Raw genomic sequence first — 20,369 nt, 5'->3', positions numbered from 1 at the left:
TCGGGGGGGGGTAGAATGTCCGCTCTGCCCGCCCGCCCGAAATGCAATCCGGTCCGTGGCCGCCGCCCGGTCCTGCAGAATTGCACGATACACGAGCTTGGCATCGACCCGGCCTATCAGCGCTCGATCGAAAACCGCGGCAGCCAGGCGCTCATCCACAGGATCGCGCGCGACTGGGATTGGTCGCTGTGCCAGCCGCTTGTGGTCGCCCGGCGATCCGATGCCGGGCTGTTCGTCGTCGACGGCCAGCATCGCCTCGCCGCTGCGCGAATGCGCAATGACATCTACGATCTTCCATGCGTCGTCACGGACTATGGCGAACCGGCACAGGAAGCCGCCGCCTTCGTCGAACTCAATCAGAGGCGCAAGCCGCTCGGACCAATCGAACTGTTCAAGGCATCGCTCGCCGGCGGCGACCGGGAGGCGATCGAGCTGATGGCGCTGATCGAAACAGCCGGGCTTTCGCTCGCGCCGCACACCAATTTCACGGCGTGGAAACCTGGAATGGTCTCCAATGTGGCGGGCATCCGCGCCGCCTATCGAAAGGGCGGCGGCGCCATCACGAAACGCGCGCTAAACCTCCTGGCGCGTGCCTTCCCCGATCAGGTGCTTCGCTATGGCGGCACGATCTTCGCCGGCATCTGGCCGGCGCTGATCGAATTGGGGGAGGATGGCGACGACGCGCTGATGGAGCTCGTGCTGCAGGGCGACGATCAGCCGGGCTGGGTGAAGGCGATAACGGCCATTTCCGCCGACCGCGGACTCCATCGCACACCGGCCGCGATCGCCGCCATTCGCGAAGCCTATGACGAAGCTGCAGGCGAAGCATTCGACGAGGGCGGCGAATGACCGACCGCCCGATCAACTGCACGGTCGAAACCGTCCGCGCCATCCCGGACAACTGGACGATGATCCCGCGCGCGATGCTTCCCCGCCTGAACGGCCGCTTCGGTCGCAATTATGACGCCGCCCCCACCGACCTGAAGCCGACGATCCTCGCCATCGCCGAACTCGAACACCGCGCCCGCGAAGCGCGGTCACCCCGCTCCCAAAGCAAGGAGAATGCCCGTGACGACCTTTGATATTTCACAAGTTTCCGAAGTCCGCCTCAGTGCCGGTGCGCATGGCTCGGCGGCCGAAGGCATGTGCTTCATGGAAATGACCGCTTGGTTCGCCGGCGAAAAGCACAGCGACAAGCCGCAATGCGCCTGCCCAATCCTCGGCGGCTACGGAATCACGATCAACGACAATATGGAGGATGAGCAGCGCGATCGACTGCTCAAGCCACTGGTCCCGCTGATCGCGGGTACGCGCGGCACGCCGGCGGATGAACTTGCGCGTGCCCGTTTCCTCGCGATGTGGGGAATCAACCAGATCGCGCCTGTGTGGCTCCGTGCGTACGGCATTCCGCAGTTCGACGCGTTAGCGTCGCAATGCGAGGCGGCGCGAAGCGACGACGAGCTCCGCGATATCGCTCTGGCCGCTCGTGCCGCTCTGGCCGCTCTGGCCGCTCGGGCCGATCTGGCCGCTCTGGCCGCTCGGGCCGATCTGGCCGCTCGGGCCGATCTGGCCGCTCTGGCCGCTCGGGCCGATCTGGCCGCTCGGGCCGATCTGGCCGCTCTGGCCGCTCGGGCCGCTCGGGCCGATCTGGCCGATCTGGCCGCTCTGGCCGATCTGGCCGCTCTGGCCGCTCGGGCCGCTCGGGCCGATCTGGCCGCTCTGGCCGCTCTGGCCGATCTGGCCGCTCTGGCCGCTCGGGCCGATCTGGCCCGGGAGGCGCGCGCGCAGATCCTCGAGCTGATGGTAAAGGGTTTGCGCGAGGCGATCTTCATCGGCCCGCACGAAGGGTTCGATGCCGCAATCGACCTCGCCGACCGCCACCAGGCCTTGCGCGAATTGGTGCGGGCATGATCACGGGCAACCGGCGGGCGTCGGGCCCGCCGGAAACCTTCGGCAACCGACCACGCCGCCTGCAGCGGACGCGCCGTCGCAATGCCTTTACGCCCGCCGGCGCAATATATGTCGGGCGGCCGACGCTATGGAGCAATCCGTTCGCTGGCCGTCCGCATATCGGACATGCCCGAAGCGTCATATTGTATCGGGCCTGGCTGGCGGACGATCTTACGCCACGCATCCTCGCGGCCGCCGGGTTCGGCATGGACGAGATCAGAACGCTCGCGCGCTGGCGGCGGCGCCTGCTCAAGGCACTGCCGCGTATTGCGGGCAAGAACCTACAATGCTGGTGCCCGACAACATCGTCATGGTGTCACGCCGACGTGCTGCTCGCGCTGGCGAACGGAGCGACCGCCGAATGACCGACCGCCCGATCAACTGCACGGTCGAAACCGTCCGCGCCATCCGCGCCTGCCGGCAGACCGAGATATACCGCCCCGGCGTCTTCCTCGCCAAATGCCGGCCCGGCGAGCGGCTATGGGTGCGCGAGCCGATCCATTTGCCGCGCCAGGTCGAAGGCCTCGCACCGACCGCCGCGCTCGATATCGGCGCCAGGCCCTGGTACGCCGCCGACGGAAAGCCGAGCCGCGATTACGGCCGCGCGCGAATGGCGCGCGAAATGCCCCGCGCCTGGCACCGCATGCACCTGTCGCTGATCGCCGTCGATCGCATGTGCCTGCGGGAAATCGACGACGCCGGCGCCCGCGCCGCCGGCTGCCGCAATCGCGCCGCGTTCGCCGAACACTGGGACGCGGTGAACGGATCGGGAAAAACCTCGATCAGCCACGACAGTTTCACCTGGGCCGACAACCCCGCCGTCACGCGCCTCCGCTTCGACTGGGTCGACCTGCCGCTTCCTCTGCCCGCCGCCCCGGCCCGTGCGACCCAACGCGGCGTCGCCAAGCCAAGCGAGCCACCGCTGCGCCCCGCCGCGCCCGATCGCACCCCCTGCCCCCGCTGCGGCGTCCGGGCCGATATCGGGTGCGAGCACCAACCTCGAACCGAAGGAGCGCACCAATGTCGCTAGCCCCCGCCTGCTACGGAAAGGCGGCATTCGATACGCACGCCCAGGCGTTACGCCAGATGAACCGCCAGCGCTTCCGTCGCCGGCGCGGATATGGCCGGGTCGAAACCTATCGCTGCCATATCTGTGGCTATTGGCATCTCGGGAGCAATGCGCTGTGACCGAGTTTCTGCGCTCCGACGAGCCGGCAGTGCGGGGCGCCATTGGCGACGAGGGCCGTTGCGCCGATTGCGCCTATTGGAGCCGCTGGCTGCCGCACACCGGGGATTGCATGATGTACGCCATGCTCCGGCGCGAGGCGTTGTTCGCCGCCGATGATTTGGACCGTTACTATCGGGAATGGCCCTCCAAATCGGCCCGGGTGACGTCGGATCATGAGTGCTGCGATAGATGGCTGCAGCGCGAAGGCCAGGGACTGAGTCGATGACTGAGCCCCCGATCTCGATCGACATGCTCGAGGAAGGCCATATCCTCATCCTCGGCACGACCGGTGCCGGAAAGACCTATCAGCTGCGCGGCCTGATCGAACAGCTGCGCCGCGCCGATCGTCGCGTCGGCGCGATCGACAAGCTCGGCAACCATTGGGGCCTTACGCTTTCGCCCGACGGCCAGCGCCCCGGGCTCGATTTCGTCATCTTCGGCGGCAAGCGTGCGCATGTTCCGATGACGCCCGACCAGGGCGGCCAGCTCGGCCGCCTGTTCGTCGAGCGCAACGTCCCCGCCATCTTCGATGTCAGCCAGTGGAAATCCGACGAGCAACAGCAATGGGTGGCGGATTTCGCCGACGCCGTCTTCCTCCATAACGAGGCGGCGCTCCATCTCGCGATCGACGAGGCGCAAAGCTGGGTGCCGCAGGGCGGTGGCGGCGATGCGTTCCGCTCGGTCCAGCGGCTCGCCGAACAGGGGCGCGGCAACGGCATCCGCCTGATGCTCGCCTGCCAGCGCTGGAGCCGGCTCGACGCCAGTGTGCGCGGCATGGCCGACAATTGCATCGTCGCGATGCGCCAGACCAGCCCGATCGACCGCAAGGCGATCGCCGAGCTCGTGGCGCTCTCGCGCGAACAGAACCGCGAAGTCCAGGAAGCCCTGCCGTTGCTCAAGGCCGGCGAGGCGTTCCTGTGGGAACCGCGTTCGGCCGAGCTGCGCCGCGTCCGCTTCCCCGCGAACACGACCTTCGACAGCTCGCGCACCCCGCGCCACGGCGATACGCCCCCGCCGCCGATCGCCGTCTCGGGCGATCTCGTCGACGAACTGCGCGCCGCACTGGCGCCCGAGGTCCCTGACTATCCCGACGATTCGATCCCCGGGGATCCCGGCGAGGCATTTGCGAAAGGCGGCGAAGTCGGCACCATGCTGCGCGAGCGCGATTCGGAAATCGCGGCCCTGCGCGATCAGCTGGCCGCGGCGCGGGCCGAACTTAACGATCTGCGCGGCGTCGATGCCGAATGCGATCGCTATCAGCGCGGTTTCAGCGCCATCATCGAGCTTGCGGGCGCGGTGCGTAACGGCCGACCGCATCCCATGATCACGAATGCACCCGGAGCCTTTGCCCGCACGGGCGGGGAAGCCACGCCGCCGGCAACTTCCGCGTCGGAAGCCGGACCACGAAAGACGAAAGCGAAAGGACGCGGCCCCGGCTCCATCACGACGGGCGCGTCGGCAAAGGCTTCGGCCGATGCCGGCGCGCCCACCCTCAACAGGACCGCCCTCGATGCCGCCGCGCTTCTGCGCGGAGCGCTCACACCGGACGATACCCTGATCTGGAACGACGTGCTGCTGCTGCTCGGCCGCCGCCCGAATAGCGGCGACAGCCGCGCCGCACGCAAGGGGCTGGTCGAGGCAGGCCTGATCTCCAATCGGGGCGATGCCGTCGAACCGCTGCCGTCGCTGTTCGATCGCGCCGACATTCCGTTCGCCCATTGGCCCGGGCCCGACCAGCTCGTCGAGCGTTGGTCCGAAAAGCTGCGCGGCCCCGGCGGCGAGATGCTCCGCGACATCGCCGCCAACGGCCCGGCATCGTCGGCCGAAGTCGCGGCCCGCCTGGGCAAGAGCGCCACCTCGGGATGGTGGCGCCAGGGCTTAAAGGATCTCCGAAATTCGAACGTCGCCCGCGAGACCGGCGGCGTCCTCGAGCTCCATCCGTATCTGCGTACCGAGGAAAAGTAGATGAGTAACCCCGAACCGGCCCCCTGCGGCCGCATCCTTCGCATGCGCGATCTGGCATCCCGCCGCGATCGCCACGGCAACCTCGTGCGCACCGGCGAGACCGGCCTCAGCAAATCGACGATCTACAACATGATCCAGGAGGGCGAATTCCCGCGCCCCGTCCAGCTCGGAAAACAGGCCGTCGGATGGCGCCAGGCCGACATCGAGCGCTGGAAATCGGAACGCGCCGAAGCGCGCTGATTCCGTCCAGCTGGGGGCGCCCTTGGGGGCACCCTTCTCAAACAAAAACCCACCAACATCGAATATCAGGGGGCTATTGCCATGAAAATAGAATCCGGCCCGGGGAGCCAGTGGTACATCTCTCGTTCATTTGCGCGACAGGGTGTTTCCTTCATAACTGCTCGTTGAATCGACCCGGCTGCACGCCTAGCTGAGTCGCAATAAGTGCCCGGAGGAAAAATGAAACTCTCAGCCAAATCCCTGGCGCTCGCGCTTGCGAGTGGCCTGGCGGTCGCATCCTGCGCCTATCCCACGCCCTATCAACCTGCCACCGGCACCGGCTTTTCGCGGGCAGGCTATTCCGATGAGCGGATCGAGGAGAATCGCTTTCGCGTCTCCTTTGCCGGCAATACGCTCACCTCGCGCGAAACGGTCGAGCGCTACCTGCTCTATCGCGCCGCGCAGCTGACACTGGAGAACGGCGCGGACTATTTCGTGATGGTCAATCGCGACACCGATCACCAGCAGCGCACCTATAACAGCCGCCCCTATGGCGCGACGCCCTATGGCTACTGGAGCCCGTACTGGAGCTATTATCGCCCCCGCTACGGCTGGCGCTACTGGGATCCGTTCTACGACGACCCCTTCGGTCGCGATTTCGACGTCCGCACGGTCGACCGCTACCAGGCGATGGCGGAGATCGTGATCGGCCGCGGTCCCAAGCCCGACGACGTCCGCGCCTTCGATGCCCGCGCCGTGATCGAGAATATCGGCCCGAAAGTGGAAATGCCCCAGCCGCGCTGAGGCAGGTGACGAATCGCGCCCTTGCCGGGCGGCAGCGACACCCGAAAAAAGAGCCCCCGGAGGATCGCTCCGGGGGCTCTTTCATTTTCGGCGACTGCCGCAGGGATCAGGCGCCGACGCCGATCGCGCCGTGGCAATGCTTGTACTTGCGGCCCGATCCGCACGGGCACGGCGCGTTGCGGCTCACCTTGCCCCATTGTTCGGGATCGACGCCCTCCGGCTCGCCGCGCGGGCCGGCGCCCTGGAACGGCGGCATCCGCGAAGTGACGAAGCCATCGGCACTGGCGCGCGTACCCGCATCGATATCGTTGGTGTCGTCCTCGCCAGTCAGCGGATCGATATGCGTCGTGAGGAAGTCCGGCAGATCGGGCAGGGGCGGCGGTTCGGCCATGCGGAACTGGGCATGCGCCAGCGTGCGTGTCACATCCTCACGGATGTTCTCGAGCATCCGCTCGAACATCGCGAAGGCTTCGTGCTTATATTCGTTGATCGGCGTCTTCTGCGCATAGGCGCGCAGGTGGACCACCTGGCGCAAAGCGTCGAGCATCGCGAGATGCTCCTTCCAGTGATGGTCGAGATTCTGGAGCAGGATCGACTTCTCCACCTGCGTCCAGGTCTTGGAGTCGACTTCCTTGGTCTTCTCGGCGACCAGCGCGTCGGCCTTTTCGCGGATGCGCTCCTCGAGTGTCTCGGGATCGAGGCCATCCTCCTTCGCGATCCACTCGGCAACGGGCACTTCCACGTTGAGCACCTCGACGGTGCGCTCCTGCAGCCCTTCGACATCCCATTGTTCGGGATAGCTGCCCGGCGGGCAGGCAGCCTGCACCACCGCACCGACCGTTTCGAAGCGCATATCCTCCACGACGTCGCTCACCGATTCGGCGTCCATGATGTCGGCGCGCTGTTCGTAGATCACCTTGCGCTGATCGTTCATCACATCGTCATATTCGAGGATCTGCTTGCGCGTGTCGTAATTGCGTGCCTCGACTTTCTTTTGCGCGGTCTCGATCGCCTTGTTGAGCCATTTCGAACCGATCGCCTCGCCATCGTCGATGTTCGATCGCATCATCTTGGCGAACATGGTGTTCGAGCCGAAGATGCGCAGCAGATCGTCTTCGAGGCACAGGTAGAAGCGGCTCATGCCGGGATCGCCCTGACGGCCCGAACGGCCGCGCAGCTGATTGTCGATGCGGCGGCTTTCGTGGCGCTCGGTGCCGAGGACGAACAGGCCGCCGGCGGCCTTCACTTCTTCCTTCTCGGCTTCGATCTCGGCCTTGATCTTCGCGATCGCGGCGTCGCGCTCGGGGCCTTCCTCCATGTCGCGCAGTTCGTCGGCGATGCGGAAATCGAGATTGCCGCCGAGCTGAATATCAGTGCCGCGACCGGCCATGTTGGTGGCGATCGTAACGGCGCCCTTGCGGCCCGCCTGCGCGACGATATGCGCCTCGTTCTCATGCTGGCGCGCGTTGAGCACCGAATGCGGTACCTTCGCTTTCTTGAGAAAGTCCGACAGCAGTTCGGACTTCTCGATCGAAACGGTGCCGACCAGCACCGGCTGACCATTTTTCGCATGCTCCTCGATCGTCTTGGCGATCGCGGCGAACTTGTCCTTGGTGTCCTTGTAGAACTCGTCGTCATGGTCGATCCGCTGGATCGGCAGATTGGTCGGGATGGTGACGACGTTCATCTTGTAGATGTCGTAGAATTCCGCCGCCTCGGTCGCGGCGGTACCGGTCATGCCCGCCAGCTTGGGATACATGCGGAAATAATTCTGGAAGGTGATCGAGGCGAGCGTCTGGTTCTCGGGTTCGATATTGACGCCTTCCTTCGCCTCGACGGCCTGGTGCAGGCCTTCGGACCAGCGGCGCCCCTCCATCATGCGGCCGGTGAATTCATCGATGATGATCACCTTGCCTTCCTTGACGATATAGTCGGTGTCGCGCTTGAACATCACATTCGCACGCAGCGCCTGATTGAGGTGGTGGACCACCTGCGTATTCTCGAAATCGTAGAGATTGGCGCCTTCGAGCAGACCGGCATCCTCGAGCATCCGCTCGACCTTTTCGGTCCCGTCCTCGGTGAGGACGATGGTGCGCATCTTCTCGTCCATGTCATAGTCTTCGGGGACGAGCTGCTTCACCACCGCATCGACGCCGATATAGAGCTCGGACTTGTCGTCGGTCGGGCCGGAAATGATCAGCGGGGTACGCGCCTCATCGATCAGCACCGAATCGACTTCGTCGATCAGCGCCATGTTGAACGGCCGCTGCACCATGCTGGCGCGATCGTACTTCATGTTGTCGCGCAGATAATCGAAGCCGAATTCGTTGTTGGTGCCGTAGGTGATGTCGGCGGCATAGGCTTCGCGCCGTTCCTGATCGGACAGATTGGGGATGATCACCCCTACGGTCAGGCCGAGGAAGCGATAGACCTGCCCCATCCATTCGGCGTCGCGGCGGGCCAGATAGTCATTCACCGTGATGACATGAACGCCCTTGCCCGGCAGCGCATTGAGATAAGTACCCAGCGTCGCCACCAGCGTCTTGCCCTCGCCCGTGCGCATCTCGGCGATTTCGCCGCGATGGAGGACGATGCCGCCGATCATCTGCACGTCGTAATGCCGCTGGCCGAGCACGCGCTTGGCCGCCTCGCGTACCGTGGCGAAGGCTTCGGGCAGGATGCTGTCGAGGCTCTCGTCATTGGCGAGGCGTTCGCGGAACTTCACCGTCTGCTGCGCGAGCTCCTCGTCGGACATCGCGGAAATGGTGGGTTCGAAACCGTTGATCTTCTGAACGATCGTGCCGAGGCTTTTGACGTAGCGATCGTTCGAAGAACCGAAAAGAGTCTTGGCAATGCCGCCGAACATGGGAATTCCTGTCATCTGAAATGCATGGCTGGCCGTGTGCACGGCCCTGCGCCCGAGGCGCGCAACGAAGGGAAAGGCGCGAACAGCGCGCCCGGCCGGCTATTCCAGCCGACGATCCGTCAGTTGCGACAATGGCGGCAGAAGCGGACTCTGGGTCCAGCGCGGAATCACGGGCACGGCACGCATCGCGGCAGGCGCGAAGCGCACCGACTGGCGAACCGTCTGAATCCCCGGAGCGACAGCAGCGGCGGCCCGGGCCACCGGCTGGCTGGGCTGCTCGATCTGCACCGAATCGAGTGGGCGCTCACCGGAGATCATCGCGGTGAGGCTCGTCAAAAACGCAGAGAGGAGCAGTAGCAGGTTCAAACGCAATCCAGACCCGGAAATGGCGCCACCCGGCGCCTGCGCCACCACATAAGGTTTATGACGCCCCGTCTCAATGGAAATCGGGAGAAAGGTCGCGGCCCTGCCATTCTCACTCCGCGTCGTCGATTTCCCAGCGGATCGTCTGATGGCGTATCTCGCGGACCGGCTTCCCCTCTGAATCGCGTGCCGGATCATAGGCGAAGCGTTCCGCGATCAGCCGGCAACTGGCGGCGTCCAGCGCATCCGATCCGCTGGAAACAGCGATCCGGCAGTCGCCAACGCGGCCGTCGGTGCCGATCACGAAGCGAATCCGAACGACTCCCTCCTCCCCGTGGCGACGCGCCTCTACCGGATAGTCCGCATTGCCAATATACCCGCTGCGCAGCCTCGCCGGCGCGGCGGGCGGTTGCAGCGCCTCGGTCAGGGTTTCGACCTGCTCGCGCCGCACCGGCGCGCCCGACACCGGCTCGGCTTTGTGCCGTGCTTGGACACTCGCGACGATATCCGGCAGCGTTCGGATCGCGAATGTGACGGCCGCATAGGCCAGAAACAGCAGCAGCAGCGCAATCACCGAGAGCACTGTCCACTGCAACACCGGGCCCTGGCCGGTGAATGCACCCTGCTCTTCGACTTCGGGGCCCTTCCCGTCGGGCGACATCACTCCGGTTATGGTTTCGCCCCTCCGCTGTCATCCGGCAGCGCCGGCAACGTGGTAAGCCGGACTTCCATGCGAGCCTCGCCGGGGGGTTCGGTTCTCTCCGAACCTTCCGGGAGAACGAAACGGAACGGTGCAGCCGCGGGGTTGCAGGGAACCGGCTTCGGCTGACTGTTCAGCTCCTTCGTGGTGATCGTACACGTCGCCACACGGCCAGTTTCGTCGAGCTGCATGACGGCGGAGGTCAGGACAGCGACCGAATAGCCCGGCAGGATTTCGGGCATCGGCAACGGATCGGAATCGAATGCCTGGGCCATGATCAACCGGATCGCCACGGGTTCGGTCAGTTTACCGGCGATACCGGGGGGCAGCAGCTCGCTCTCGCAGGCGGCACCCATGAGCTGCTCGAGCTCTGGTAGCGCATCGATACTGCACGACCGCGTCTCGCCGTCAGCGCCAATCTTGGCAGTGAGCACAGCGCTGCCCGTCACGGCTGCAGCGGGTGCCGGTTCATACAGATCCCAGTCGATTTCCCAATTGATCGGCTGGGTGCGCGTTTCCGCAACCGGCGCGCCCTCCGCATTGCGGGCCGGGATGTAGCGGAACCGTTCGACGATCAGGGCGCAGCTGCGCGTATCGAGCAATTCCGAGCCGGAACTTTGCAGGATCGAGCATTTTTCCACAGTGCCGTCCGTGCCGATGCGATACCGCACGACAGTGACACCCTCTTCTCCGTTCCGACGTGCCTCGATCGGATAATCGTCCTTGCCGATGCCGCCCGAAATCAGTTGTGCCCGCGTCCAGCCCTCGGGCACGGACGGCTCGGACGGCACCTCCCGCTCAATTTCCCACCGAATCGTCTGGGTTCGCTTCTCGGCGATCGGGTCCCCTTCCGAATCACGCGCCGGTTTGTAGCGAAACCGCTCGACGATCAGGGCGCAGCTTTGCGCGTCGAGCGCATTCGAGCCGGAGCTTCGCACTACCCTGCATTTCTCGACAATGCCGCGCGTATCGATGTCGAATTGCACGACGACCGTGCCTTCCTCGCCGTTCCGCCGCGCCTCGACCGGATAGTCCTCCAATCGGATGCTGCCGGAAATCAGCTCCGACTTTTTACAGCCTTCGCACACAGTCGAAGTCAGCCGCAGCTCGGCACGCGGCGCATCGGTGGCCTCCCCGCTCGCCGCGTCCTGCGCCCGGGCGCCGGGAATGCAGGCGCCGATGCCCGCTACCAGCAGCGCTCCGACGGACATCAGCCGGCCAAGGCGGCTCATTGGTCCTTCGCCGCTTCGACCAGCGCCACCATCTGCGCCTCGGGCGAGAGTTCCAGCTTCCATTCGATGATGCCGGCAACCTGGGCATCCACGGCATTGCCCTGTGCATCACGGGCCGGTTCATACAGTCCACGCTGTTCCAGCAAGCGGCAGGTTCCTTCGTCCAGCGCCTCGTGGCCGGAGCTTATGGTGACGACGCAATCGCGGCCTCGTCCGTTCGTTCCCACCGTCATGCGATAGCGTACATTGCCTTCGGCGGCATCGCGAAGCGCGCGCGCGGGATAATCCTCCATCGAAATCCAGCTTTCCGGTCGGATGGACCGCGGCGGCCGCGCGAGCAGGTTGGGAGCCGCAGCGGCAGTAACCTGCGTTTCCCGCGTAACTCGAATCACGGGCGGCACAGTGGTGAGGGGTTCGCGGGCAACCGGCTGCGCATCCTGTGCCGTCGCCGGTACGGCAGCAAGAAGCGCGCTATTCGCGGCCAAAATCATCAAGACTTTGTTTTTCATCTGCTATCGCCCCCTGGCGGCGGCCAGCCGCGCCACTATCGTGCACCAGTAGCGAACCTGCGGCAATCGGCGCTTTCGTCTTCGCGGCGGCGCCGACAATAGTTGTACGCAACCGTGCGACGACTATTAGGGAGCGCATGACCGAACGCTCTCCCCTCGCCCCTTCGGGCTTTCCCGATCTGCCCGCCATTCCCGGCGTGACGCCGCGCGTGGCGCGTGCGCGCTACAAGCAATGGGATCGCTGCGACCTGACCTATGTCGAGCTGGCGCCGGGAACGAGCGTTGCGGGCGTGCTGACGCAGAGCAAATGCCCCTCGCCCGAAGTCGAATGGTGCCGCAAGGCGCTGGTGCTGGGTCAGGCGCGTGCGCTGGTGGTCAATGCGGGCAACAGCAATGCCTTTACCGGCAATCGCGGGCGCGCGGCGGTGGAAGCGATCGCGGCGCGGACGGCGGCGCATCTCGGCTGCGAGCCTTCGGACGTGTTCATTTCCTCGACCGGGGTGATCGGCGTGCCGCTGCCGGTCGACAAGGCCGAGGCGGGTCTCGACGCGGCATTCGCTGCCGAGACCTGTAGCTGGGAAGACGCCGCCGCAACGATCATGACGACCGATACCTTCGCCAAGGCGGCGAGCACGCAGGCAGTGATCGGCGGCAAGACCGTCAATCTGGTCGGCATCATCAAGGGGTCGGGGATGATCGCGCCGGACATGGCGACGATGCTCGGCTATGTCTTCACCGACGCGGCGGTGGCCCCCGAATTCCTCCAGGCCGCGCTCAACGCGGCCAATGCGCACAGCTTCTCGTGCATCACTGTCGACGGCGATACTTCGACCAGCGACACCGTGCTCGCCTTCGCCACGGGCGCGGCAGGCAATGCGCCTCTAAGCGACGCCGATGACGAAGGCGCGGACGCATTCGCCGCCGCGCTCGGCGATCTGTGCCGCCAGCTCGCACATCTGGTGGTCCGCGACGGCGAAGGCGCGACGAAATTCATCGCCGTCACCGTCGAAGGCGCCGAGAGCGACCGCAGCGCGCATCGCATTGCGATGAGCATCGCCAATTCGCCGCTGGTGAAGACCGCAGTCGCGGGCGAGGACGCAAACTGGGGCCGCGTGGTAATGGCCGTCGGCAAGGCCGGCGAACCGGCAGAGCGCGACAGGCTTTCCATCTGCTTCGGCGCGACGCAGGTGGCGAAGGACGGGCTGGCGGTCGAAGGCTATGACGAAGCACCCGTGACGGCGCATCTGAAGGGACAGGACGTCGAGATCGGCGTCGATCTGGGTCTGGGCGACGGACGCGCGACCGTGTGGACGTGCGATCTGACGCACGGCTACATCTCGATCAACGCCGATTATCGGAGCTGATCCCTCTCATCCCGAGAACCGTTGGCGCTGAGCTTGTCGAAGCGCTGTTCTGTTCTTTCAATGGCGATCGAAAAGAAGGACGGCGCTTCGACAGGCTCAGCGCAAACGGAAGAAAAGTGTTTTAGAGAGCGATTTTGCTCACCTCAGCCGTTCCCGGCCGCGTGCCGAACAGCAACCGCATTCCGGTTTTCATCTGCATGACGAACAGCACGCTCGCGATCGGGATCGTCAGAAAGCGGAAGCTGTCGATAAAGACGCCCGGCGCCAGAAATATGGCGAAACCTGCCGCGGCAGCCAGGCCAGAAACCAATTGGACGACGATCCAGCGAGAGCGCTGTGCGCGCGGAGCGGCCATTCGCTGACTGGGCGAATGGCCGCCGCGCATCTCAAAGCTCGCCTTCGATCCACTGCTTGATCGCGCTCTTGGGCATCGCGCCGACCTTGGTCGCGGCGACCTGCCCGTTCTTGAACAGGATCATCGTCGGGATGCCGCGCACGCCATATTTAGTCGGCGCGTCGGGATTGGCGTCGATGTCGAGCTTGGCGACGGTCACCTGATCGCCCAGTTCCTCGGCGATTTCCTCGAGCGCCGGGGCAATCATCTTGCACGGGCCGCACCATTCCGCCCAGAAATCGACGAGCACGGGCTTGTCGGCCTTGATGACGTCGGTGTCGAAGCTGGTGTCGGTAATGGGCTTGGTGGCCATATTCGGGTCTCCTGAACGTTGCACCCTAGGTAGGGGCCTGATCCTGTCCGCTCAAGCGTCCAGCGGCAAGCTTTGCTGCCCGGGGGCATAGCCGGGCTTGTGGCGCGCGAGCAGGTCATCGGGCAGCACGTGAAGCACCGGCCCGGCGGTGTAGAGCAAGGCGGCCTCCACGCGGCGCCCGGGAAAGATCACGCGCAGCGCCGCGGCATAGGCGGCCATCTGGCGCAGATGATAGGGCGGGATCGCATCGCTGTTCTCTGGCGCGCGTCGCCCGGTCTTGAAATCGATGACCCGCACCAGGTCGGCCGCGACCACCAGCCGGTCGACCGTGCCGGATACCACCACGCCTTCGACCACCGCCGCGATCGGCGCCTCGGCGAGCGCATCGGCGCCGAACAGATCCGCGAAATCAGGGTTGTCGATCACGCCCAGCGCGGCGGCGACCAGGTCGGCGCGCGCATCGGCATCGGTGACGCCCCCTGCCCCCGCCAGCCAGCGATCGGCGGCGCCCGCCCGATCGCTGGCGGCCACATCGGGAAGCCGCTCGAACAGCGCGTGAAGCAGCCGTCCGCGCTCGGCGGCCAGCCGCATCGCGGGCGACGGCGGCGGATCGGCGACCGCATCGTCCCCCAGCGACGACGGCGCCAGCGGGCGCGGCGGGCGCGATTCGGCGGGAGCCTTGCGGGCAACCCAGCCGGGCAGTGCGGGCGTGTCTTCTACACGCGCGCCCTTGCTCACCTTTGCCGCCACGGGAGACTGCGGCGCGAGCCCCCGGAACACGCGTTCGCCTTCCTCGGCAGGCACTTCGAGCGCGTCGAAGGCGCGCGCGGCGGCGGCATACCAGCTCTTCTCCGGCGGCACCCCCTTCGCCTGCGGGCCGAGCGCTCCCGCGATCACCAGCCGCTCCTCGGCGCGCGTCGCGGCGACATAGAAGAGCCGCCAATGCTCCTCCAGCTCGCGCGCCTCGCTGGTCTCGATCAGTGTTTCGAGCGGCCCGCCACGCTCGCCCGCGCGCGGGCGGAAAATGGGTAGCTTCACCGTTTCGCTGCCGGTATCGACCTCCCAGCCGAGCACGTCGCGCCGGTTGCGCGTCGGATCCACCGTGGCATCGGCAAGGATCACCAGCGGCGCCTGCAGCCCCTTGGCGCCGTGCGCGGTCATCACCCGCACCGCGTCGCCGGGCGCCGCAAGATCGCGAGCGATATCGACATCGCCGCGATCGAACCAGTCGAGAAAGCGCTGCAGCGAAGGCGTCGCGACCTGTTCGAAATCGAGAGCGGCGTTGAGCAGCTCCTCAATCGGATCGCGCGCTTCCTCGCCGAGACGGCGGAGCAGCTTCTCGCGCCCCCGGAGCTCACCCGACAATATTTCCTCGAGAAAGCGATAGGGCGTAGTGAAATCCGCCCGACCGAGCATCGCATGGAGCGGCGCGAGCTTCTCTTCGGGCTGCGTCGCGCGCAGATGGCGCCACAGCCCGCCCTTCTCGCGAACCGCCGCCGTCATCAGCGCATCCTGACTCCACCCGATCAGCGGCGAGACAAGCAGCGACGCAAGCGACAGATCATCCTCGGGCTGAAGCACGAAACGGATCGCGGCGAGCAGGTCCTGCACGGCAAGCGGCGCGTTGAGCCGCAACCGATCGATCCCCGCCACCGGCACCTTCTGCGCATAGAGCCGCGCCACGATCAGCGACGCGAGTTCGCCACGCCGCTTGACGAGGATCATGATGTCCTCGGGCCGCAGCAGCCGCCCCTTGCTTTCAAGCGGGAGCTTCCCGATCCATGAGGCGATCTGCTCCGCGATTTCCTTGGCAAGCTCGCGCGTGGCTTCTCCGGCCCAGGCTTCCTCATCTTCGTCCGAGCCACCGGTAACGGTGCATGGCCAGAGCGCGACGGTGCCGGGACCCTCCACACGGCTCGCATGTGGTTCCGCTTCGGCATATGCGCCCATGCCCGGCGCGGGAAGTGCGGCGATCGCGGCGTCGACAAATTCGAGCACCGGCTGCGTCGAACGGAAGCTGTGCGTCAGCGAAAGCGATTCGAGCTCGGGCACCGCGATGTCGAAATCGGCCTCGCCCGCCTCCGCCGCCTTGCGCGCGAAATGCTCGTGCGCGGCGCGGAAGAAGATCGGGTCGGTACCCTGAAAGCCGTATATCGCCTGTTTATAGTCGCCGACGGTGAACAGCGTCCGCATCCCCGATTCGCGCGTTCCCGATCCTGCGAAGAAATCCTCGGCGATCGCATCGACGATCGCCCATTGCCGGGCATTGGTATCCTGCGCTTCGTCGATCAGCAGGTGCTCGGTGCTCTGATCGAGCTTATACCGTACCCATTCCCCCATGCCCGGTGTGGCGAGCAGCCTGACCGTGGCGCGGATCAGATCGTCGAAATCAACCGCGCCGCGACGGTTCTTGATACGGCGATACGCGGCGGCATATTCGCGCCCCGCCTCCAGCCCGCCGGCGAGCAGATCGGCATAGGCCGCGCGCGTTCGCATGCCGAGGAGATCGGCGCAGCGTTCGTAGAGGCGCGTGGCGAGATCCGCATATCCATCGATCTGCGGCGCCTTGCCCTTGCCGAAACTGCGGATGCCGCCGTCCTGCTTGGCCCAGACCAGGTGAAGCCGCGCGAGTTCCCCGGCTCTTCGCTCGGCGGACAGGGAAAGCCAGCGTGCCGCGACATCCGCCGACTCCAGCCCGCCCTTGGTGCCCCATTCGGCATTCATCGATGCGATGCGTTGCACGGCCAGGACATCGAACCCATCGTCGCCGCACGCCTCGACGATCGCCGCCTCGACATCGCCGGCGGGCAGATCGAGCACACGGCGCAGGAAAGGCTGGATACCGATCGGCAGCGCCGCCATCGCGTCGGGCGCGCGGGCGCATTCGCGCAGAAAGTCCTCCGCCTTGCCCTCGCCCATGCGCAGGCTGAGCGCGCCGACGGCATCGATCAGCGCAACCCGGCCCTCGCGCTCGGCCGTCACCAGCATCTCGGCAAGCGCCTCGCGCTGCAATGCGGTTTCCTCGCGCGCTTCGAGCGGGCGGAAACCGGGGACGAGACCGGCCTCGACCGGAAATGCGGCGAGCAGGCTCTGGCAGAAGCTGTGGATCGTCTGGATGCGCAGCCCGCCGCCCGGGGCATCGAGCACCTTGGCGAAAAGCGTCCGGGCGAACGCCCGGAGCTCGGGGTCGAGATGCGCCTCGCCAAGCGCGAACAGATCTTTTTTGAGCTCTTCGTCGGACGCGCGCACCCAATGGGCCAGGCGCCCGGAAATCCTCTCGGCCATTTCGGCAGCGCCCGCCTTGGTGAAGGTAAGGCACAATATCGCGCCCGGATCGACACCGCGCAGCAACAGGCGAAACACTCGGGCGGCCAGCACCTGCGTCTTGCCCGTTCCCGCCGAGGCGGACAGCCAGATGTTGCGCGCGGGATCGCTCGCCGGAGCCTGATTGCCGCTGAGCGACGGGAGGGCATCCTTGCGCATCAGTCGCGCCCCACCCATTCGTCGCGCCGCATCAGTTGGTCATACTCGGCATAGGGCGCATATTCGGGGTGCAGCTTGGCGGTGAAGGGCCGGTCGCCGGTCAGCCAGTCGGCTGCGACATCGAAGAAATTGTCAGCGGCAATGGTGACGAAATCGGCGGTACGGATACGGTTCCTTTTCTTTCCCTCGGGGTCGACCGGTGTCGTGATAAAGCCGAACTGGTCCTTATTCTTGGCGAGCGACCAATATTCAAAGCAGCTCGCAATGCCCGAAATCCCGGCAAAGCCGCCGCGCTCGGCGATCAACCCGATCAGACCGAGCTGGAGGCTGTATCCCGCCTGCACCGCCGCCGCCGACGGTGGCTTGCCGCTCTTGTAGTCGACGATACCCAGCGTGCCGTCGGGCATGCGGTCGATCCGGTCATATTTTCCGGTCAGCCGGACCCCCGCGAACTGGATACTGCCCTTCTGCTCGACACCCAGCACCGTCCGGCCCTCGGCCATCTGCCGCGTGAGTTCCTTCGCGATCCAGTCGATCGCTTCCATCAGCCGCGGTTGCCACAGCGCGCGCATCAACGGATGCGTACCTTCGCCGGCGAACATCGCGCGGGCGCGTTCGTGCAGCCTGGCGGGATCGCAACCATCCTCCGCGAACCATTTTTCGAGCACTTCGTGCGCCGCAGTGCCGCGCCACGCCGCGCTGGGATCGGCATCCACCGGATCGAGCGGCGAAAGCGCCAGCATGCGCCGCGCGTAAAAGGCATAGGGATCGGCCTTCAACCGATCGACTTCGGTCACCGAAATCACCTTGGGGCGCGCTTCGGCGGGTGGCGCGGGCCCGGGGCGGCCTTGCGGTTGATACTCCCCCGGATCATCGATCGCGGCGAGCCATCCGGCCAGTTCCGCGTCGCGGGCCAGCCCGCCCGAAAGCGCCTGCAGCCGCAGCCAGAAGCGCGATGCGATGGTCGGTGCGCTCGCGTCGCGTCGCGCGCGGGTGAGCAGCACCTGCTGCGCGCCCAGAGCCCCCGCGAAATCGTGCGCCGCCAGCCCGATGCGCCGTTCGAGCCCCGGCAGGTCGAGCTCGGCGCGGATGCGCGGAGCGAGCCAGGGGTCGGGCGCGGGCAATCCCGGCCAGACGCCTTCGTTGAGGCCGCCCAATATCATCAGATCGGCGGTCTGCAGGCGCGCCTCCAGCAGGCCGAGGATAGCGAGGCGCGGATGGCCGCCCTGCGGCGGGCGTACCGCGACTTCATCCATCAGCGTGCGAAGCATCGCCGGAATACTCGCCGGATCGACCAGCGACGGCCCCTCGCCTGCGCGCGCCTCTAGCTCGTCGAGCAGGTCAGCGGCGGCGCGGCCGTCGGCGCGACTCCACAAATCGTCGCCGCACAGCGCTGTCGCGGTCTCGCGCAGCGCGTCGAGCAGCCCCGGCAAGGGCTGATCCCCGCCTGCCCATGCCGCTGCGATCGGCTCGAACGCCGGGCGAACCTCCTGCCACCACGGCCGGGCAGCCTTGCGCAGATGCGCGTCATGCCCGTGCTGCTGCGCCAGATGCCGGTCGATGCCGGCCAGTCCCGAGGCCGGACGCGGCCCGCGCAGCGCGAGGTCGAGGCGGCGCGCGCCCTCCAGCCAGGGCAGGCGCGCCTCGGGCCGGACCAGCGGATGCTTTAGCAGCGCAAGCAGCGACAAGGGCGCGAAATCCTGCGCCGCGGCTTCAGAGAGTTCGAGCAGCAGCGTTCCCGGCGGCAACATCGATAGCGGCCGCCCCGCCGTATCGTCGACGTCGATCTTCCAGCGCGCCAGATGCCCAGCCACGCGACGGGCAAGTGCCCGGTCCGGTGTCACCAGCGCGGCGGTCCGCTCCGGCGTCTCCAGCGCCTCGCGCAGCTTCAGCGCGATTGCCTGCGCCTCCGCGGCCGGCGTGGCGAGTTCGATCGCCATGACGCGAGGCAGGTGCCGTTCGGCATCGGACAGGTCGTTCCAGCCATGCGTAAGCTCGGGCGGCGCCATCGCCGAGGCAATGGCGCGGCTGCGCTGCGAGGGGGCGTCATACTCGCTCGCCGCCAGCCAGCGGCGAAATTCGCCGCGCTGCACACCCATGCGATCGAGCAGCAGCTTGAGGTGATATTGCGGATGGGTTTCGATCGCGCGCTTGCGCCGGCCGGTGACCGGATCGGGCGCATGCGGGCCGATGATATCCCATTCGCGATCCGAAATGCCGGTGGCGAGACCAGGCAGCACCACCATTCCCTGCGGCATTTCGCTGACGACGCGCAGCAGCCGCGCGATCGCAGGCGCCGACGTCGTGATACCCGCGGCGCAGACAAAGCCCGGCGGCGGAGTCGCCCGCCAGCGATCGGCCACCTTGCCGAGCAGACGCGCGCGGCGCTCGGCGAGATCGACCCTGCCCAGCCGCGCCAGTTCGTCGGGCCAGCGCGTCAGGATCAGGTCGAACAGTCGCAGCGAGCGCTGCCAGTGTTCTGTCAGGTCGCCGACATCGATGTCGCGGATGCGTTGCGGAGACACTTCCTCGACCAGCAACTGATCGAGCGTGCGCCCGAGATCCCCCGCCAGCCGGATCGCCTCCCCGGCATCGGAAACGCCGCCCGCCGCGACGAGCAGCCGGGCCAGGACCATCCGGCGCTGGAGCGATGGGACCGCGGGCGGCACCGGATCGGAGTCGTCGGCCGGATCGAATACCGCGCCGACCGCCTCGTCCAGTTCTGGATCGCCGATCGCGACCAGCCGGGGAAGCAGCAGCCCCTTTCCGCTGGCACGGACGAACGCATCCGAAATCGCGCGCTTGGCGCGGTTGTTGGGCAGCAGGACGAGCCCCCGTGCCAGCCCCATCGGATCGTCACCGAAACGACGAATCAGCCCCGCCGCCAGCGCGTCGGAAAAGGCGCGGTGGGGCGGAATCGTATAGAGATGCGTCTTTCGCGCGTGCGCCATCACAAGGCGTTCTGGCGTGTCCCCGAAG

At 66.4% G+C, this 20,369-nt stretch carries 20 protein-coding genes; 11 read left to right on the top strand and 9 right to left on the bottom strand.

The genetic code is table 11. The features are described 5' to 3' along the window. Window positions 1-15: 15 nt before the first annotated feature. The 10 genes from G5C33_RS10005 (at window position 16) to G5C33_RS09960 (ending at window position 6,166) form a co-directional block, all read left to right on the top strand. Window positions 16-849 (top strand): DUF6551 family protein, encoded by an 834-nt coding sequence (locus G5C33_RS10005; RefSeq protein WP_165327077.1) that lies wholly within the window; start codon window positions 16-18, stop codon window positions 847-849. Next, window positions 846-1,082, top strand: a complete 237-nt coding sequence (locus tag G5C33_RS10000; protein ID WP_165327076.1) for a hypothetical protein — start codon at window positions 846-848, stop codon at window positions 1,080-1,082. The genes G5C33_RS10005 and G5C33_RS10000 overlap by 4 nt, the downstream gene beginning before the upstream one ends. Continuing rightward, window positions 1,069-1,911, top strand: coding sequence for a hypothetical protein (locus tag G5C33_RS19340; RefSeq protein WP_228275023.1), 843 nt, complete (start codon window positions 1,069-1,071; stop codon window positions 1,909-1,911). The genes G5C33_RS10000 and G5C33_RS19340 overlap by 14 nt, the downstream gene beginning before the upstream one ends. Beyond that, on the top strand, window positions 1,908-2,315 hold the full coding sequence (locus G5C33_RS09990; RefSeq protein WP_165328808.1) for a DUF4326 domain-containing protein: 408 nt from the start codon (window positions 1,908-1,910) through the stop codon (window positions 2,313-2,315). Before G5C33_RS19340 ends, G5C33_RS09990 begins: the two co-directional genes overlap by 4 nt. Beyond that, complete coding sequence (locus G5C33_RS09985; protein WP_165327075.1) at window positions 2,312-2,980, top strand: hypothetical protein; 669 nt, start codon at window positions 2,312-2,314, stop codon at window positions 2,978-2,980. The genes G5C33_RS09990 and G5C33_RS09985 overlap by 4 nt, the downstream gene beginning before the upstream one ends. Beyond that, complete coding sequence (locus tag G5C33_RS09980; protein ID WP_165327074.1) at window positions 2,971-3,138, top strand: hypothetical protein; 168 nt, start codon at window positions 2,971-2,973, stop codon at window positions 3,136-3,138. The genes G5C33_RS09985 and G5C33_RS09980 overlap by 10 nt, the downstream gene beginning before the upstream one ends. Next, window positions 3,135-3,404, top strand: a complete 270-nt coding sequence (locus G5C33_RS09975) for a hypothetical protein (protein WP_165327073.1) — start codon at window positions 3,135-3,137, stop codon at window positions 3,402-3,404. Before G5C33_RS09980 ends, G5C33_RS09975 begins: the two co-directional genes overlap by 4 nt. After that, entirely contained in the window at window positions 3,401-5,143 is a 1,743-nt protein-coding gene (locus G5C33_RS09970) for a type IV secretion system DNA-binding domain-containing protein (RefSeq protein ID WP_165327072.1), read from the top strand. Before G5C33_RS09975 ends, G5C33_RS09970 begins: the two co-directional genes overlap by 4 nt. Further along, window positions 5,144-5,383 (top strand): helix-turn-helix transcriptional regulator, encoded by a 240-nt coding sequence (locus G5C33_RS09965; protein WP_228275022.1) that lies wholly within the window; start codon window positions 5,144-5,146, stop codon window positions 5,381-5,383. Window positions 5,384-5,602: 219 nt separating this feature from the next. After that, window positions 5,603-6,166 carry a CC0125/CC1285 family lipoprotein gene (locus G5C33_RS09960; RefSeq protein WP_165327071.1) on the top strand — a complete coding sequence of 188 codons (564 nt, stop codon included), beginning with the start codon at window positions 5,603-5,605 and terminating at the stop codon, window positions 6,164-6,166. 106 nt (window positions 6,167-6,272) lie between these two features. Here G5C33_RS09960 and secA read toward each other — a convergent pair whose 3' ends face one another. The 5 genes from secA to G5C33_RS09935 form a co-directional block, all read right to left on the bottom strand. Continuing rightward, the gene (secA, locus tag G5C33_RS09955) at window positions 6,273-9,032 is read right to left on the bottom strand and encodes a preprotein translocase subunit SecA (protein ID WP_165327070.1); all 2,760 of its coding nucleotides are present in this window, start codon (window positions 9,030-9,032) and stop codon (window positions 6,273-6,275) included. A 99-nt stretch (window positions 9,033-9,131) separates the two neighbouring features. After that, window positions 9,132-9,443, bottom strand: coding sequence for a hypothetical protein (locus G5C33_RS09950; protein WP_165327069.1), 312 nt, complete (start codon window positions 9,441-9,443; stop codon window positions 9,132-9,134). A gap of 64 nt (window positions 9,444-9,507) precedes the next feature. Continuing rightward, window positions 9,508-10,056: an energy transducer TonB gene (locus tag G5C33_RS09945; protein WP_165327068.1), complete on the bottom strand. Its 549-nt coding sequence runs from the start codon at window positions 10,054-10,056 to the stop codon at window positions 9,508-9,510. 8 nt (window positions 10,057-10,064) lie between these two features. Then, window positions 10,065-11,327 carry an energy transducer TonB gene (locus tag G5C33_RS09940; protein WP_165327067.1) on the bottom strand — a complete coding sequence of 421 codons (1,263 nt, stop codon included), beginning with the start codon at window positions 11,325-11,327 and terminating at the stop codon, window positions 10,065-10,067. Further along, window positions 11,324-11,719, bottom strand: a complete 396-nt coding sequence (locus tag G5C33_RS09935) for a TonB family protein (RefSeq protein ID WP_165327066.1) — start codon at window positions 11,717-11,719, stop codon at window positions 11,324-11,326. Before G5C33_RS09935 ends, G5C33_RS09940 begins: the two co-directional genes overlap by 4 nt. A gap of 254 nt (window positions 11,720-11,973) precedes the next feature. On the opposite strand from G5C33_RS09935, the gene argJ reads away from it, so the two are divergent. Beyond that, on the top strand, window positions 11,974-13,200 hold the full coding sequence (gene argJ, locus G5C33_RS09930) for a bifunctional glutamate N-acetyltransferase/amino-acid acetyltransferase ArgJ (RefSeq protein WP_165327065.1): 1,227 nt from the start codon (window positions 11,974-11,976) through the stop codon (window positions 13,198-13,200). Window positions 13,201-13,321: 121 nt separating this feature from the next. On the opposite strand, the gene G5C33_RS09925 is transcribed toward argJ, so the two are convergent. The 4 genes from G5C33_RS09925 to addB are packed head-to-tail and all read right to left on the bottom strand — an operon-like array spanning window position 13,322 to window position 20,341. Beyond that, window positions 13,322-13,555 (bottom strand): hypothetical protein, encoded by a 234-nt coding sequence (locus tag G5C33_RS09925; protein ID WP_165327064.1) that lies wholly within the window; start codon window positions 13,553-13,555, stop codon window positions 13,322-13,324. 31 nt (window positions 13,556-13,586) lie between these two features. Beyond that, a complete protein-coding gene (gene trxA, locus G5C33_RS09920; protein WP_165327063.1) occupies window positions 13,587-13,907 on the bottom strand; it encodes a thioredoxin TrxA in 321 nt (106 codons plus the stop codon). Between the two features lie 51 nt (window positions 13,908-13,958). Then, a complete protein-coding gene (addA, locus tag G5C33_RS09915; RefSeq protein ID WP_165327062.1) occupies window positions 13,959-17,390 on the bottom strand; it encodes a double-strand break repair helicase AddA in 3,432 nt (1,143 codons plus the stop codon). Continuing rightward, on the bottom strand, window positions 17,390-20,341 hold the full coding sequence (gene addB / locus G5C33_RS09910) for a double-strand break repair protein AddB (protein WP_165327061.1): 2,952 nt from the start codon (window positions 20,339-20,341) through the stop codon (window positions 17,390-17,392). Before addB ends, addA begins: the two co-directional genes overlap by 1 nt. Window positions 20,342-20,369 lie beyond the last annotated feature (28 nt).

The organism is Sphingosinithalassobacter tenebrarum (genome assembly GCF_011057975.1).
GTDB lineage: Bacteria > Pseudomonadota > Alphaproteobacteria > Sphingomonadales > Sphingomonadaceae > Sphingomonas > Sphingomonas tenebrarum.
Note: the sequence above shows the minus strand (reverse complement) of the source record. Positions and strands in the feature narration are given on the sequence as shown.

What these genes read in the sequence shown, in the direction of transcription:
- G5C33_RS09940 (WP_165327067.1), bottom strand. Translation starts at nt 11,327, where the DNA reads ATGAGCCGCCTTGGCCGGCTGATGTCCGTCGGAGCGCTGCTGGTAGCG.
- G5C33_RS09960 (WP_165327071.1), top strand. Translation starts at nt 5,603, where the DNA reads ATGAAACTCTCAGCCAAATCCCTGGCGCTCGCGCTTGCGAGTGGCCTG.
- addB (WP_165327061.1), bottom strand. Translation starts at nt 20,341, where the DNA reads ATGGCGCACGCGCGAAAGACGCATCTCTATACGATTCCGCCCCACCGC.
- G5C33_RS10005 (WP_165327077.1), top strand. Translation starts at nt 16, where the DNA reads ATGTCCGCTCTGCCCGCCCGCCCGAAATGCAATCCGGTCCGTGGCCGC.
- secA (WP_165327070.1), bottom strand. Translation starts at nt 9,032, where the DNA reads ATGTTCGGCGGCATTGCCAAGACTCTTTTCGGTTCTTCGAACGATCGC.
- G5C33_RS09980 (WP_165327074.1), top strand. Translation starts at nt 2,971, where the DNA reads ATGTCGCTAGCCCCCGCCTGCTACGGAAAGGCGGCATTCGATACGCAC.
- G5C33_RS09970 (WP_165327072.1), top strand. Translation starts at nt 3,401, where the DNA reads ATGACTGAGCCCCCGATCTCGATCGACATGCTCGAGGAAGGCCATATC.
- G5C33_RS09990 (WP_165328808.1), top strand. Translation starts at nt 1,908, where the DNA reads ATGATCACGGGCAACCGGCGGGCGTCGGGCCCGCCGGAAACCTTCGGC.
- G5C33_RS09945 (WP_165327068.1), bottom strand. Translation starts at nt 10,056, where the DNA reads ATGTCGCCCGACGGGAAGGGCCCCGAAGTCGAAGAGCAGGGTGCATTC.
- trxA (WP_165327063.1), bottom strand. Translation starts at nt 13,907, where the DNA reads ATGGCCACCAAGCCCATTACCGACACCAGCTTCGACACCGACGTCATC.
- argJ (WP_165327065.1), top strand. Translation starts at nt 11,974, where the DNA reads ATGACCGAACGCTCTCCCCTCGCCCCTTCGGGCTTTCCCGATCTGCCC.
- G5C33_RS10000 (WP_165327076.1), top strand. Translation starts at nt 846, where the DNA reads ATGACCGACCGCCCGATCAACTGCACGGTCGAAACCGTCCGCGCCATC.
- addA (WP_165327062.1), bottom strand. Translation starts at nt 17,390, where the DNA reads ATGCGCAAGGATGCCCTCCCGTCGCTCAGCGGCAATCAGGCTCCGGCG.
- G5C33_RS09965 (WP_228275022.1), top strand. Translation starts at nt 5,144, where the DNA reads ATGAGTAACCCCGAACCGGCCCCCTGCGGCCGCATCCTTCGCATGCGC.
- G5C33_RS09925 (WP_165327064.1), bottom strand. Translation starts at nt 13,555, where the DNA reads ATGGCCGCTCCGCGCGCACAGCGCTCTCGCTGGATCGTCGTCCAATTG.
- G5C33_RS09985 (WP_165327075.1), top strand. Translation starts at nt 2,312, where the DNA reads ATGACCGACCGCCCGATCAACTGCACGGTCGAAACCGTCCGCGCCATC.